The organism is Achromobacter aegrifaciens (assembly GCF_902859735.1).
GTDB lineage: Bacteria > Pseudomonadota > Gammaproteobacteria > Burkholderiales > Burkholderiaceae_B > Achromobacter > Achromobacter aegrifaciens.
In genome coordinates this window covers 1-12,363 of sequence record NZ_CADIJY010000026.1, presented here as the reverse complement: position 1 = coordinate 12,363, position 12,363 = coordinate 1, and the positions used below count along the sequence as shown (strand labels likewise).

The 12,363-nt window shown below is 67.7% G+C and carries 12 protein-coding genes; 7 read left to right on the top strand and 5 right to left on the bottom strand.

Annotated features, from left to right (window positions below; genetic code table 11):
- The first annotated feature begins 483 nt into the window (after window positions 1–483).
- A complete protein-coding gene (locus tag HV766_RS30035; protein ID WP_175182367.1) occupies window positions 484–2,370 on the top strand; it encodes an ABC transporter ATP-binding protein in 1,887 nt (628 codons plus the stop codon).
- A 44-nt stretch (window positions 2,371–2,414) separates the two neighbouring features.
- Here the strand turns inward: HV766_RS30035 and HV766_RS30030 are convergent, their stop codons facing one another.
- Window positions 2,415–3,038, bottom strand: a complete 624-nt coding sequence (locus HV766_RS30030) for a LysE family translocator (protein ID WP_225591343.1) — start codon at window positions 3,036–3,038, stop codon at window positions 2,415–2,417.
- A 142-nt stretch (window positions 3,039–3,180) separates the two neighbouring features.
- On the opposite strand from HV766_RS30030, the gene HV766_RS30025 reads away from it, so the two are divergent.
- Window positions 3,181–3,663: an Lrp/AsnC family transcriptional regulator gene (locus HV766_RS30025; RefSeq protein ID WP_054454795.1), complete on the top strand. Its 483-nt coding sequence runs from the start codon at window positions 3,181–3,183 to the stop codon at window positions 3,661–3,663.
- A 19-nt stretch (window positions 3,664–3,682) separates the two neighbouring features.
- Here the strand turns inward: HV766_RS30025 and HV766_RS30020 are convergent, their stop codons facing one another.
- Window positions 3,683–4,357, bottom strand: coding sequence for a DJ-1/PfpI family protein (locus tag HV766_RS30020; protein ID WP_054453759.1), 675 nt, complete (start codon window positions 4,355–4,357; stop codon window positions 3,683–3,685).
- Window positions 4,358–4,447: 90 nt separating this feature from the next.
- Between HV766_RS30020 and HV766_RS30015 the strand changes: the two genes are divergently transcribed.
- Window positions 4,448–5,347: a GlxA family transcriptional regulator gene (locus HV766_RS30015; protein WP_175182366.1), complete on the top strand. Its 900-nt coding sequence runs from the start codon at window positions 4,448–4,450 to the stop codon at window positions 5,345–5,347.
- A gap of 24 nt (window positions 5,348–5,371) precedes the next feature.
- Here HV766_RS30015 and HV766_RS30010 read toward each other — a convergent pair whose 3' ends face one another.
- Both HV766_RS30010 and HV766_RS30005 read right to left on the bottom strand, forming a co-directional pair.
- Window positions 5,372–6,094 carry an SDR family oxidoreductase gene (locus HV766_RS30010; RefSeq protein ID WP_119449192.1) on the bottom strand — a complete coding sequence of 241 codons (723 nt, stop codon included), beginning with the start codon at window positions 6,092–6,094 and terminating at the stop codon, window positions 5,372–5,374.
- A complete protein-coding gene (locus tag HV766_RS30005; protein WP_175182365.1) occupies window positions 6,091–7,086 on the bottom strand; it encodes a Bug family tripartite tricarboxylate transporter substrate binding protein in 996 nt (331 codons plus the stop codon). Before HV766_RS30005 ends, HV766_RS30010 begins: the two co-directional genes overlap by 4 nt.
- Window positions 7,087–7,189: 103 nt before the next feature.
- On the opposite strand from HV766_RS30005, the gene HV766_RS30000 reads away from it, so the two are divergent.
- The 4 genes from HV766_RS30000 (at window position 7,190) to HV766_RS29985 (ending at window position 11,959) form a co-directional block, all read left to right on the top strand.
- Complete coding sequence (locus tag HV766_RS30000) at window positions 7,190–8,230, top strand: cyclase family protein (protein WP_175182364.1); 1,041 nt, start codon at window positions 7,190–7,192, stop codon at window positions 8,228–8,230.
- 3 nt (window positions 8,231–8,233) lie between these two features.
- Window positions 8,234–9,850 carry an AMP-binding protein gene (locus tag HV766_RS29995; RefSeq protein WP_415823124.1) on the top strand — a complete coding sequence of 539 codons (1,617 nt, stop codon included), beginning with the start codon at window positions 8,234–8,236 and terminating at the stop codon, window positions 9,848–9,850.
- 2 nt (window positions 9,851–9,852) lie between these two features.
- Entirely contained in the window at window positions 9,853–10,596 is a 744-nt protein-coding gene (locus tag HV766_RS29990; RefSeq protein WP_119449196.1) for a GntR family transcriptional regulator, read from the top strand.
- Window positions 10,597–10,720: 124 nt separating this feature from the next.
- On the top strand, window positions 10,721–11,959 hold the full coding sequence (locus HV766_RS29985) for an ABC transporter substrate-binding protein (RefSeq protein WP_175182363.1): 1,239 nt from the start codon (window positions 10,721–10,723) through the stop codon (window positions 11,957–11,959).
- A 34-nt stretch (window positions 11,960–11,993) separates the two neighbouring features.
- On the opposite strand, the gene HV766_RS29980 is transcribed toward HV766_RS29985, so the two are convergent.
- A partial coding sequence (locus HV766_RS29980; protein ID WP_175182362.1) for a M20/M25/M40 family metallo-hydrolase occupies window positions 11,994–12,363 on the bottom strand: 370 nt, incomplete at its 5' end.

Below are 12,363 nucleotides of genomic sequence, written 5' to 3'. Positions count from 1 at the left end.
CGAACACAAAGGCATCCTGGACGCCACGCTGGCGCGCGATGCGGACCGCGCCTGTGAACTGCTGGCCGCCCACATCCGCCTGACCTACGAGGCCGTGGCGCGCCTGCCGCCCACGCTGTTCACCCCGGATTGAACGCCGCGTCAGTTGAAAAAAACCCACACCGGCACGCGCCTACCCGTTGATTCGCCTACACCACTTCTATAGAATCTTCAATTCGGGCCTCTGCCCATTCCCTTTCCCCACATCTCACACCATTGGGAGGCGCAAGATGATGAATCCGCATACCGCCATCCCGCGCGTGTCCCCGCGACGTCATTAAGTCGTCGCCCGCGCGGACCCATCGCTGGATGCCTATCTAGCGACCGGTCCTCCGTGCCCGCCCCAAAAACCTGAACGCAATCGCCCGCGCCTCGCCGCGCAGGCCGCTCCTTCCTCTTTCCACACAAGGACTCCCGGCGTCCTGGTGACGCCGGGCCATTGCAATGGCCAGAAAAAAAATCGATCTACGAGGACAGACCTTCAAGGATGTCCTTGGCTTTACCTTCCGCCATTGGCGCGCGCAGCCCTGGCGCACCTCCGGCATCATCGTGCTGGCCCTGCTGTCGGCGGTGACCGACGTGCTGACGCCGCTGTACGCCGGCAAACTGGTTGACGCCGTGGCCTCGGGCGCGGCTGGCGACGAGATCGTCTGGAGCGCGGCGCTGACCGCGTTCTGGCTGCTGCTCGCGCTGGGCATCGGCGGCACGCTGCTGCGTCAGGCCGTGTTCCAGAACATCATCACCTTCACGCTGAAGATGATGAACGGCATCGTCTCCAACGCGTTCTACCGCGTGCAGCGTTTCTCCACGGACTGGCACGCCAACAGCTTTGCCGGCTCCACGGTGCGCAAGATCACGCGCGGCATGTGGGCGGTCGACATCCTGAACGACACGCTGCTGATCGCGCTGCTGCCGTCGGTCGTGATGCTGGTGGGCGCCACCGCGCTGCTGGGTGTGCACTGGCCCATCATGGGCCTGGTGGTGGGCCTGGGCTCGGTGCTGTACATCGCCGTGACCGCGGCGCTGTCGCTGGGCTATGTGGCGCCGGCGGCGCGCCTGGGCAACGCCTGGGACACGCGCATGGGCGGCGCCCTGGCCGACGCCGTCAGCTGCAACGCGGTGGTCAAGGCCTTCGGCGCCGAAGACCGCGAAGAAGTCAGGCTGGACCGCGTGGTCGACAAATGGCGCCGCCGCACCCGCCGCACCTGGATCCGCGGCACGATCAACGGCGGCATCCAGGGCGCCATGCTGGTCGCCATGCAGGCGGGCATCCTGGGCGCGTCGCTGCTGCTGTGGTCGCGCGGCCAGGCTAGCGTGGGCGATATCACCTTCGCCCTGACGATGTTCTTCATGCTGCAGGGCTACCTGCGCGACGTAGGCATGCACATCCGCAACCTGCAACGCTCGGTCAACGACATGGAAGAACTGGTCGCGCTGGAAAAGCAACCGCTGGGCGTGGACGACCGGCCCGGCGCGGGCGAGCTGCGCGTGACGGCCGGCGAGATCCGCTTCGAGGACGTGACGTTCCGCTATGGCGCGCACGACAAGGCGTTGTACGACCATTTCTCGGTACGCATCGCCCCGGGCGAACGGGTCGGCCTGGTCGGCCATTCGGGTTCGGGCAAGACCACGTTCATCAAGCTGATCCAGCGTTTGTATGACGTGAACGACGGCCGCATCACGATCGACGGGCAGGACATCGCCCAGGCGCGGCAGGCGTCCCTGCGCAGCCAGATCGCCATCGTGCAGCAGGAGCCGGTACTGTTCCACCGCACGCTGGCGGAGAACATCGCCTATGCCCGCCCCGGCGCCACGCAGGCCGAGATCGAGCAGGCGGCGCGGCTGGCCAGCGCCCATGACTTCATCATGGCGCTGCCCAAGGGCTACGACACGCTGGTCGGCGAACGCGGCGTCAAGCTGTCGGGCGGCGAACGCCAGCGCGTGGCCCTGGCCCGCGCCTTCCTGGCCGATGCGCCCATCCTGATCCTGGACGAAGCCACGTCCAGCCTGGACAGCGAAAGCGAGGTGTTGATCCAGCAGGCCATGGACCGTCTGATGGTGGGTCGTACCACGCTGGTGGTGGCGCACCGCCTGTCGACGGTGCGCGCGCTGGACCGCCTGCTGGTGATGGACCGCGGCCGCGTCATCGAGGAAGGCAGCCATGACGCACTGATCCGCCTGAAGGGCGGTCTGTACCGGCGCCTGTTCGAACGCCAGGCGCTGGAGCTGACCAAGGGCCTGACGCAGTCCGAACTGCTGGAGGACGGCGCGGTTCCGCCGCTGCCGAAGGATGAGGAAGCCGACGAGTCCTCGTACGCCTACGCCAAATAGGCCGGGCAGCCGGTCCCGTAGCGCAAGCTGCGGGACCGGCCGCTTCAGGCCGGACGCTGGGCCACGGTCAGGCGCAGGCCGAAGCCGATCAATGCCAGCCCGAACACCCGGCTCTGGATCTTCTGCGCACGGGGGCTGGCCGACATCCAGCGCCCCACCGCCCCGCCCGCCAACGCGCACAGCACGTCCAGCGCCAGGCCCAGGCTGACCAGGATCACGCCCAGCACGGCGAACTGCTGGCCTATCGGCCCCTGGGCAGGCGACACGAATTGCGGCAGCAGCACCGAGCAGAACAGCAAGGCCTTGGGATTGAGCACATTGGTCAGCACGCCGCTCAATAGCGCCGGCCCCAGCCCCGCGCGGCTCGCGGGCGCCTGCCCGGTGGCATCGTAGGACACGGGTCCTGCGCGCAATAGCCGCACGCCCAACCAGACCAGATAGCATCCCCCCACCGTGCGCGCCGCGTCGAACGCCCAGGGATGGGTCTTGAACAGCGCCGCCAGTCCCAGCGCGGCCAGGGTCACGTGCGCGGCCCGCGCGATGGCCAGCCCCACGGCCACCGCCAGCGCCTGCCCTCTGCCGCGCAGCACGCCGGTTTCCAGCAGCAGGATCATGTCGGGTCCCGGCACCACGTAGACGATCAGCAAAGCCCCTAGAAACATCGCCATATCCGCCATTTTCCCGCTCCTTTTCGTCCTGGCTCAGGCGATCATTCTAGGAAAACCGGGCTGGCATGTGCATCCTATTCATGCCATTCGATTTATGATGATTGGCATATTCCGCCAATCCAACAACCCTTATCCCGATTTCATGCCAAAACGTGAATTGGACGCCTACGACCGCCGGATCCTCGAGGCCCTGCAGCAGAACGGCCGGCTGACCAATGTCGAACTCGCCGAGCAGATTGGCCTGTCCCCTTCGCCCTGCCTGCGGCGGGTGCGGCTGCTGGAAGAAGCCGGCGTCATCCAGGGGTACGAAGCCCGCCTGGCGCCGGACGAAGTCGGCCTGGGCCTGACCGTCTTCGTCGGCATCAAGGTGGAGCGGCACCACGAGCGCGACTCCGCCCTGTTCCGCGAGGAGGTCAGCACCTTGCCGGAAGTCATCGCCGCGCATCTGGTGTCGGGCGAGTCCGACTTTCTGCTGCAGGTAGTGGTGCCCGACCTGCGCGCCTACGAACGCTTCCTGCTGGGCACGCTATTGAAGCTGCCCGGCGTGAAGGACATACGCAGCAACTTCGCGATCCAGACCGTCAAGCCGCAAAGCCCGCTGCCGCTGGATCATCTGGCGAAGTGAGCGCGCCGCGCGCTCGAACTCAGGCCATCGCGGCCGCGGCCCGGTCCACCGCCTGCGAGCGGCGTTCGAAGCGCGCTTGCGACATCTCCAGATAGCGCTGCACCACGGCCGGCTCCGAGGTCTTGGGCGTGCCACCGGGAAACGGTGGTTGGGGGTCATATTCGATCTGCAGCTGTATCAGCTTGGCCACGTCCTCGCCGCACAGGTCCGCCACCACCTTCAGCCCCATGTCGATGCCCGAGGTCACGCCGCCCGCGGTGTACAGGTTGCCGTCCACGCACATGCGCTCGTCGCTGGGGATGGCGCCGAAGCGCGACAGCAGTTCGCGCGCGCGCCAATGGCTGGAAGCGCGCCTGCCGCGCAACAGGCCAGCCGCGCCCAGCAACAGCGAACCGGTGCAGATGCCGAATACGTAGCGTGCGCCCAGCCCCTGCGCGCGCGTGAACGCTACCCAGTCGGCGTCGACAATGGCATCATCCGTGCCCGGCCCGCCTGGCACCACCAGCAGGTCGCAGGGCGGCGCCGATGCGATGGTCTGCGTGGGCACGAAACACAGCCCGCGATCGCTGCGCACCGGATCGCGCGTTTTTGCGACAAAATCCACGGTGAAGCCCGGCGCGCCTGCCAGCACTTCATACGGCCCGGTCATATCCAGCTGGGTCAGCCCTTCGAACAAGAGAAAATTCACATGCATGACGATGCTCCGTTAGAAACGACGACTCCCAGCATAGGCGGACGCGCCCGGACGCGTGCGCCAAATACTGCGCCGGATGCGCCATTGCGCGTGCAGTTCGTCCTGTATGACGGCTTCCAGCCGCTGGATCTGGCCGGACCGTGGCAAGCCTTCAGTTCGGCCAACGAGGAAGCCGGTCGCAAGCTGTACCGCCTGGGCACCATCGCCGCGACGCCGCTGGTCTCCACCTGGGAACAGGGCCTGCGCATGCAGGTGGACGGCACTTTTGCCGACGATGGCGATGAGCGCCTGGACATGATGTTCGTGCCCGGCGGCCCCGGCGCCGATTTCGCGGGCGCCCATGGCGAGACGCGCGCCTGGCTGCGCCGCCGCGACGCGACCGCCGGGCGCACCTGCAGCGTATGCACCGGCGCCTTCGTGCTGGCCGCCGCCGGCCTGCTGGACGGCCGCGCCGTCACCACCCACTGGCGTTCGGCCGACCGGCTGCGCCAGCTTCATCCCGCCCTGCGCGTCGAAGACGACCGCATCTACGTCGAAAGCGGCAAATACTGGACCTCTGCCGGCGTCACCGCCGGCATCGACCTGGCGCTGGCGCTGATCGAACGCGACTTCGGCGCCGACCTGTCGCAACGGGTTGCGCGGCGGCTGGTGGTCTTCATGCGCCGCAACGGCGACCAGCGCCAGTACAGCCAGGCGCTGCGTTTGCAGGACCGCGTGGCCGCGCCATTCCGGGATCTGGTGGAAAAAATCGAGGCGCAGCTATCGGCGCGCTGGTCGGTCGACGACATGGCCGACGCCTGCCAGATGTCGCGCCGCACCTTCCAGCGCAAATTCGCCGCGCATTTCGGCGTCGCGCCCATGGAAGTGCTCAAGCGCCTGCGCCTGGAGCGTGCGCAGGCGCTGGCGGCGTCCGGCAAGGTGCCCAGGAAGGAAATGGCGCGCGAGTTCGCCATACACGCGCCGCCGCAAGGGACGGCGCCGCAAGCCTGAGCAACCGCGCAACGCAACAAGCGGCTAGCCGGCAAGCCCCACCGACACTCCCCCGCACACATACAGCATCTGTCCCGTCATGAAGCCCGCCCGCGGGTCCATGAACATGGACACGGCATGGGCGACCTCTTCGGGTCGGCCCACGCGCCCCGCCGGGATCGCCGCCTCCAAAGCCAGCGTCTGCGGCGCGCCCGGCGGGTTGGACTGGTTGAACAGTTCAGTCGCGATGGGTCCGGGCGCCACGGTATTCACCGTGATGCCGCTGCCCGCCAGCTCCAGCGCCCAGGTGCGTGTCATCCCGGCCAGCGCCGCCTTGGAAGCGCCGTAAACCGTGCGCCCGTCCTTGCCCAGGGCGGCGCGGCTGCCGATGTTCACCACCCGCCCGTAGCCCGCCGCCCGCATGCCGGGCAGCAGGGCCTGCATCAGCAGCACCGGCGCCGTGACGTTCAGCGCCATGATCCGCGCCATCTGTTCCTGCGTCACGTCCCCGATGCGCGCGACCTGGATCATGCCGGCGTTGTTGACCAGATGCAGGACCTGGCGCTCGGCCGCCAACGCCTGCGCCGCGGCAATGGTGGCCGGCGCGTCGCCCAGGTCGACCGAACGGAACGTTTCGCCGGGCAGGAGCGCTGCGGGCGCGCCGCGGCTGAAGTTGACGACCTCGAAGCCATCTTCGATCAGGCGCGCGACGATGGCGCGGCCTATGCCCCGGCTGCCGCCGGTGACCAGTGCGGTGGGCGTTTTCATTGCGCGGTGATTCCCTTGTCCTTGATGAGTCCGCCCCACTTCTTGCGTTCCCCGGCTTCGAAGGCCGCCAGGTCCCCGCCGAAGAGCGTGCCGGGCTTGGCGCCCATGCCGGCAAAGTTGGCCGCGACGGCCGGATTCTTCAGCCCGCTGCGCGCGGCTTCGATCAACTGCTTGACCACGGGTTCCGGGGTATTGCGCGGGGCGTAGAGCGCAAACCAGGCGGTGACGTCAAAGCCCGGCAGTCCCGATTCCGCCACGGTGGGCAGGTTGGGCACCGAGGCGTCGCGCGCGGCCGACGTGACCGCCACGCCCCGCACCAGATTGCCATCCTTGATCTGCGCCAGCGCGCCCGGCAGGTTGTCGAACAGCAGGTCGACCTGCCCGCCCGCCACCGCCGGCAGCGAGGCGGACGTGCCCTTGAAAGGCACGTGCAGCATGGTCACGCCGGCCATGGCCTCGAAATAGGCCCCGGTAAGATGCACCGAGGACCCTATGCCCGGCGACGCATAGGTCAGCTTCTTGTCCTTGGACTGCTGGGCCGCCTTGATCACGTCGGCCACCGTCTTGTAGGGCGACTTGGCGCTGACGGCGATGACGTTGGGCGTGGTGGACACCAGCGCAATGGGCACCAGGTCGCGTTCGGGGTCGAACGCCATGTTGTTGTAGAGGAACTGGTTGATGGTCTGGGTGCCGATGGTGCCCAGGCCCAGCGTGTAGCCGTCGGGCTTGGCGCGCGCCACGTAGGCCATGCCGATATTGCCGCCCGCGCCGGGCTTGTTCTCGACCAGCACGGTCTGCTTCAGGCCCGGCTCCAGCGCGTGAGCGATGGCGCGGCCAAAGATGTCGGCGCCGCCGCCCGGCGGATACGGCACGACGACGGTCACGGGATGATCGGGATAGCCGGCGGCCTGGGCCGCGGGCAAGGTCAGGAAGGCCAGCGCGGCCAGGGCCGGCGCAGTGATCGCCAACCTGCGCTGCAGGAATTGCGTCATGGGCTTGTCTCCTATCGAACCCGCTGATTGCGGATTTCTTTTTAAAGTACGTAAATACGTACTATATTCATAAGAACATAGAAAACCTCCAGGAGACAAGCAGATGAAACGCTGGACCCAACGCCCCGAAGGCTCCACCTGGGGCGACTTCGGCCCGGATGACGAGATCGGCCGCCTGAACCTGCTGACCGAGGAAAAAGTGCTGCAGGCGGTGCGCGAAGTGCGCACGGGCAAGGTGTTCTGCCTGTCCCTGCCGCTGGACCTGCCGGGCGGCAACGTGCTGAACCCGCGCCGCCACGCGCCGACGCTCCAGCCCACCTTCCGCGAAGGCACGCCCTACCTGAACTTCCAGATGTCGCAGGTGCAGCCCGAAGCCGTGGACGTGCTGTCCGACGACCAGGTCACGCTGTCCATGCAGTACTCCACCCAGTGGGACGGCCTGTGCCACGTGGGCGCGCTGTTCGACATCCAGGGCGATGGCCAGGCGCGTCGCGTCTACTACAACGGCTACGCCGCCGGCGTGGACGTGTTCGGCGGCCCGGATCCCGACAAATCGGACGACGCCTGCTGCCCGCCCGGCGGCTCGTACGCGCGCAAGCTGGGTATCAACCGCTACGCCGAAAAAGGCATGCAGGGCCGCGGCGTGCTGGTGGACCTGGCGCGCGCCTACGGCCCCGGCCGCACGGTCGTCGACCTGGCGGCCCTGCAGGCCGCCATGCGGGCACAGAACGTGACGGTCGAACACGGCGACATGTTGGTGCTGCGCACGGGCTTTGCCGAGGCGATCGTTGCCATGGACGGCCAGCCCGATCCGCACAAGCTGGAGCAGACCGGCGCCGTGCTGGACGGCTCCGACCCGGCGCTGCTGGACTGGATCACGCAATCCGGCATCGCCGCGATCTGCGCCGACAACTACGCGGTCGAAGCCTATCCGGCGCGCACCTCCGGCCCCGGCCACTCCATCCTGCCGCTGCACCACCATTGCCTCTTCAAGCTGGGCCTGCCGCTGGCCGAACTCTGGTACCTGAAGGACCTGGCCGACTGGCTGCATGCGCAAGGCCGCAGCCGCTTCCTGCTGACTGCCCCGCCCTTGCGCATGCCTGGCGCGGTGGGTTCTCCCGTGACGCCCATCGCCACGGTGTAAGCCATGAACATGCCGTACTCGACGTTCTCCGAACACCTGGACGCCTTGGTCGCGCGCCGGCCCGATGCGCCGCTGCTGATCGACCAGGACCAACCCATCGGCGCCGCGCAACTGCGGACGCAAAGCTGCGCGCTGGCCGCCGGCCTTGCCCGCATCGGCGTGCGCCCGGGACAGCGCGTGGCGGTCTGGCTACCCAATTGCGCCGCCTGGGTGGAATCCTTCCTGGCCTGCGCGCACCTGGGCGCGCTGGTGCTGGCGGTCAACACGCGCTTCCGGGCGCTGGAGCTGGCCGACATCCTGGGACGCGGCAAGGCGGACTGGCTGGTGTTCTGGCCGGGGTTCAAGGGCATAGACTTCCAGGGCATCCTGGGCGAAGTGGCGCCGGAACACCTGGAGCGCCTGCAAGGCGTGATCGCGCTGACGAATGCCGACGAGGCGCTGCCCCCCAGCTTCCATGGCAAGCCGGCGCACCGCTACCAGGACCTGCAGTCCTGCACCGACACAGCGCCGCCGGCCCAGCCCAATGCGGGCGTGCTGTGCTTCACCACGTCCGGCACCACCTCCAAGCCCAAGTTCGTGCTGCACGACCAGCGCACCCTGTTGAACCACGGCGCGGCCGTGGCGCGGGCCTATGGCTATGACGAGGGAAGCTGTGTACTCGCCAGCGCGCCGTTCTGCGGCGCCTTTGGCTTCGCGACGCTGGTCGGCGGCCTGGCGCAAGGCGCGCCCGTGGTCTGCGCGCCGGTGTTCGACACCGCCCAATCCGCCGCAGCGGTGCGCCGCCACGCGGTGACGCACACCTACGCCAACAACGAGGCCTTGGTCGGCATGATGCGGGCGGGAGCCCAAGGCGACTTCGCCTCGGTACGGCTGTTTGGCTTCGCCAGCTTCACGCCGGCGCTGGACAACATGCTGGACCTGGCCCGCGAGGCCGGCGTGCCGCTGACCGGCCTGTATGGTTCCAGCGAGCTGGTGGCCCTGGTCGCCGGCCAGCCGCGCGATCCCGCCGAGGGCGACGTGTCCGCGCGCCACCAGCCCGGCGGCACGCTGATCTACCCCGAGGCGCGCGTGCGCGCCCGCGATCCCGCCACGGGCGAAATCCTGCCGCATGGCCAATCCGGCGAACTCGAAATCCTCTCGCCCAGTCTGATGCAGGGTTATCTGGACAATCCCGAGGCCACCCGCGGCGCCTGCACGGATGACGGCTACTTCAAGACCGGCGATCTCGGCTACACGCTGAATCCGCGCCAGTTCGTGTTCCAGACCCGCATGGGCGATTCGCTGCGCCTGTCCGGCTTTCTGGTCAATCCGGTGGAAATCGAACAGGTGGTCGAAACCCTGCCGGGCGTGCGCGCCTGCCAGGTGGTCGGCGCCACGCAAAAGGGCAAGACCGTGCCCTATGCCTTCGTGCTGCTGCAGCCGGGCGCAGCCGCCGACCCCGCGGGCTGGACCGCCGCGTGCAAAGCCGCGATGGCGGGCTTCAAGACGCCGGCGGGCTTTACCGTGCTGGATGCATTCCCCTCGGTGGAAAGCGCCAACTCGGTCAAGATCCAGAAGCACCGGCTGCGCGAAATGGCCGATGCCATACTCGCGGCCCCGACCACGACGCCTTCCGCCTGAACATGCCCGACCCCAAGCTCTTCTCGCGCAGTCCCCAGCCGCTGTATCTGCAGGCGGCGGCGCTGTTTCGCAGCAATATCCAGAACCGCACCTGGCGGCCCGGCCAGCAGATCCCGCCGCTGGAAGCGCTGATGGAAACCTATGGCATCTCGCGGGCGACCATCCGCCAGGCGTTCGGCCTGCTGGAAGACGATGGCCTGATCCGCCGCTCGCGCGGATCGGGCACCTTCGTCAATGCCGAACTGCCCGAAACGCCCACCCTGCTGATCCCCAAGACCTGGGCCGAAACCGTGGAACTCAGCAATCAGCTGGGCACGGTTTCACTGGTGGAGTCCAACGCCGATTCGCCCCTGCCCGACACGCTGGGCATGCCTTGCGGCGCCGACCGCAGCGGCAGCTTCCAATACTTGCGGCGGGTGCACACGACCGATGGCGCCCCCTTCTGCTATAGCGAGGTCTTCCTGGATAGCGCGCTGTTCCGCAAGCATCGCGCCCGCATCCGCAAAAGCACCGTGGCGCCGGTGCTGGACCAGTACTACGGCGCACGCATCAGCGAAGCGCGCCAGGTGCTGAACGTGATCCAGGCCGGCCAGGAATCCGCCGAGTCCCTGCAGATTCCCGTGTCCTCGCCCGTGGCGGAAATACGCCGCTACGCCTGCATCGATGGCCGCGTGGTGTACTTCGCGCGGCTGGAGTTCCCGTTCAGCAAGGTGCGGATGGAATTCGACCTGCTGTCCCATCGCTAGACCACATTCAAGACAAGGAGGCATCCCACCTCGACCCGCCAGCGTCAAGCCAGAACAGAGCGCCGCAGCAGATCCCCAAGCGCCAGCAGTATCCGAACAAGATCCGGCATAAAGGAGACCCACCATGAAATGCCGTAGACCCCCCCGGATTTCCCTGAAGTTGCGCAGCACGCTAGCCCTGTTATCCGCCTTTGCCGCCGCGCCCTGCGCCATGGCGCAGGCGATCTCCGACGACGTGGTCCGCCTGGGCCTGATCCTGGACATGAGCGGCGTGTACGCCGACGTCACGGGCAAAGGCAGCGCGACCGCCGCCGAAATGGCCATCGCCGACTTCGGCGGCAAGGTGCTGGGCAAGAAGATCGACCTGATGGTGGTGGACCACCAGAACAAGGCCGACATCGCCGCCGCCAAGGCACGCGAGTGGTACGACACCCAGAAGGTCGACGCCATCATGGACGTGGCCGGCTCCGCCCCCGCGCTGGCCGTGCTGGAAGTGGCGCGCGAGAAAAAGAAGATCGTGGTGTTCAGCGGACCCGGCACCGAGCGCATCACCAACGACCTGTGCTCGCCCTATTCCGTGCACTACACCTACGACACCTGGTCGCTGGCCAACACCACGGCGCGCGCCACGGTCGAACAAGGCGGCAAGAGCTGGTACTTCCTGACGGCCGACTACGCTTTCGGCCACACCTTGCAAGCGTCCGCCACCGAGGTCGTCAAGGCCAACGGCGGCACCGTGCTGGGCGCATCGCGCCACCCGCTGGGCTCCAGCGACTTCGCCTCGTACCTGCTGCAGGCCCAGGCCAGCCGCGCGCAGATCGTGGGCCTGGCCAACGCCGGCGGCGACACGGTCAACGCCATCAAGGCCGCCAGCGAATTCGGGCTGACCAAGGGCGGCCAGAAAATGGCCGGGCTGCTGCTCTACATCAATGACATCCACGCCATCGGCCTGGACGCCGCCGCCGGATTGACGCTGACCGAGGCCTTCTACTGGGACATGAACGACCAGACCCGGGCCTGGTCCCAGCGCTACTACGACAAGCTCAAGAAAATGCCCAACATGAGCCAGGCCGGCACCTACTCGTCGGTGATGCACTACCTGAAGGCGGTGCAGGCAGCCGGCACCGACGAGCCCACGGCGGTGATGAAGCAGATGAAGTCCATGCCCATCAACGACTTCTTCGCCACCAACGGCCGCATCCGCGAGGACGGCCGCATGGTGCATGACATGTACCTGTTCGAAGTGAAGAAGCCGTCCGAGTCCAAGCGGCCCTGGGACTACTACAAGCTGGTGGCCACCCTGCCCGGCGACCAGGCCTTCATGCCGCTGTCGCGCTCGTCCTGCCCGTTGGTGAAGAAGTAGCGGTGACGCGGGCGCCCGGTGGGCGCCCGCCATGTCATGCCCGCAGCTTGCGGTCCAGTTCCAGCACCGACTGGTACAGCACGCGGGTGCCATCCAGCAGCTGCGCGGGTTCGATCCACTCTTCCGGACAGTGGCTGCGGCCGTTCAGGCAGGGGATGAAGATCATGCCGATGGGGCCGGTGGGCGCCATGTAGACCGCGTCGTGGCCCGCGCCGCTGGGCAGGCGCATGGAGGCGTAGCCGAGCTGGTCGGCGGCGGCCTGCACCGCGTCCATCACCAGCGGCGTGCAGTCCGTGGGCCGCGCGCGGCTCAGCTGCGTGAAGCTTGCGGACAGGCGCAACGCGGTCAGGTCGGTGGCCACGCCGGCCATCAGCGTTTCCGGGAAGGCGTCCAGCACGGCATCG

Coding starts and splice junctions, on each gene's coding strand:
- HV766_RS30025 (WP_054454795.1), top strand. CDS start 3,181: ATGCCAAAACGTGAATTGGACGCCTACGACCGCCGGATCCTCGAGGCC.
- HV766_RS30030 (WP_225591343.1), bottom strand. CDS start 3,038: ATGGCGATGTTTCTAGGGGCTTTGCTGATCGTCTACGTGGTGCCGGGA.
- HV766_RS29995 (WP_415823124.1), top strand. CDS start 8,234: ATGAACATGCCGTACTCGACGTTCTCCGAACACCTGGACGCCTTGGTC.
- HV766_RS30020 (WP_054453759.1), bottom strand. CDS start 4,357: ATGCATGTGAATTTTCTCTTGTTCGAAGGGCTGACCCAGCTGGATATG.
- HV766_RS30010 (WP_119449192.1), bottom strand. CDS start 6,094: ATGAAAACGCCCACCGCACTGGTCACCGGCGGCAGCCGGGGCATAGGC.
- HV766_RS30005 (WP_175182365.1), bottom strand. CDS start 7,086: ATGACGCAATTCCTGCAGCGCAGGTTGGCGATCACTGCGCCGGCCCTG.
- HV766_RS30035 (WP_175182367.1), top strand. CDS start 484: ATGGCCAGAAAAAAAATCGATCTACGAGGACAGACCTTCAAGGATGTC.
- HV766_RS29985 (WP_175182363.1), top strand. CDS start 10,721: ATGAAATGCCGTAGACCCCCCCGGATTTCCCTGAAGTTGCGCAGCACG.
- HV766_RS29990 (WP_119449196.1), top strand. CDS start 9,853: ATGCCCGACCCCAAGCTCTTCTCGCGCAGTCCCCAGCCGCTGTATCTG.
- HV766_RS30000 (WP_175182364.1), top strand. CDS start 7,190: ATGAAACGCTGGACCCAACGCCCCGAAGGCTCCACCTGGGGCGACTTC.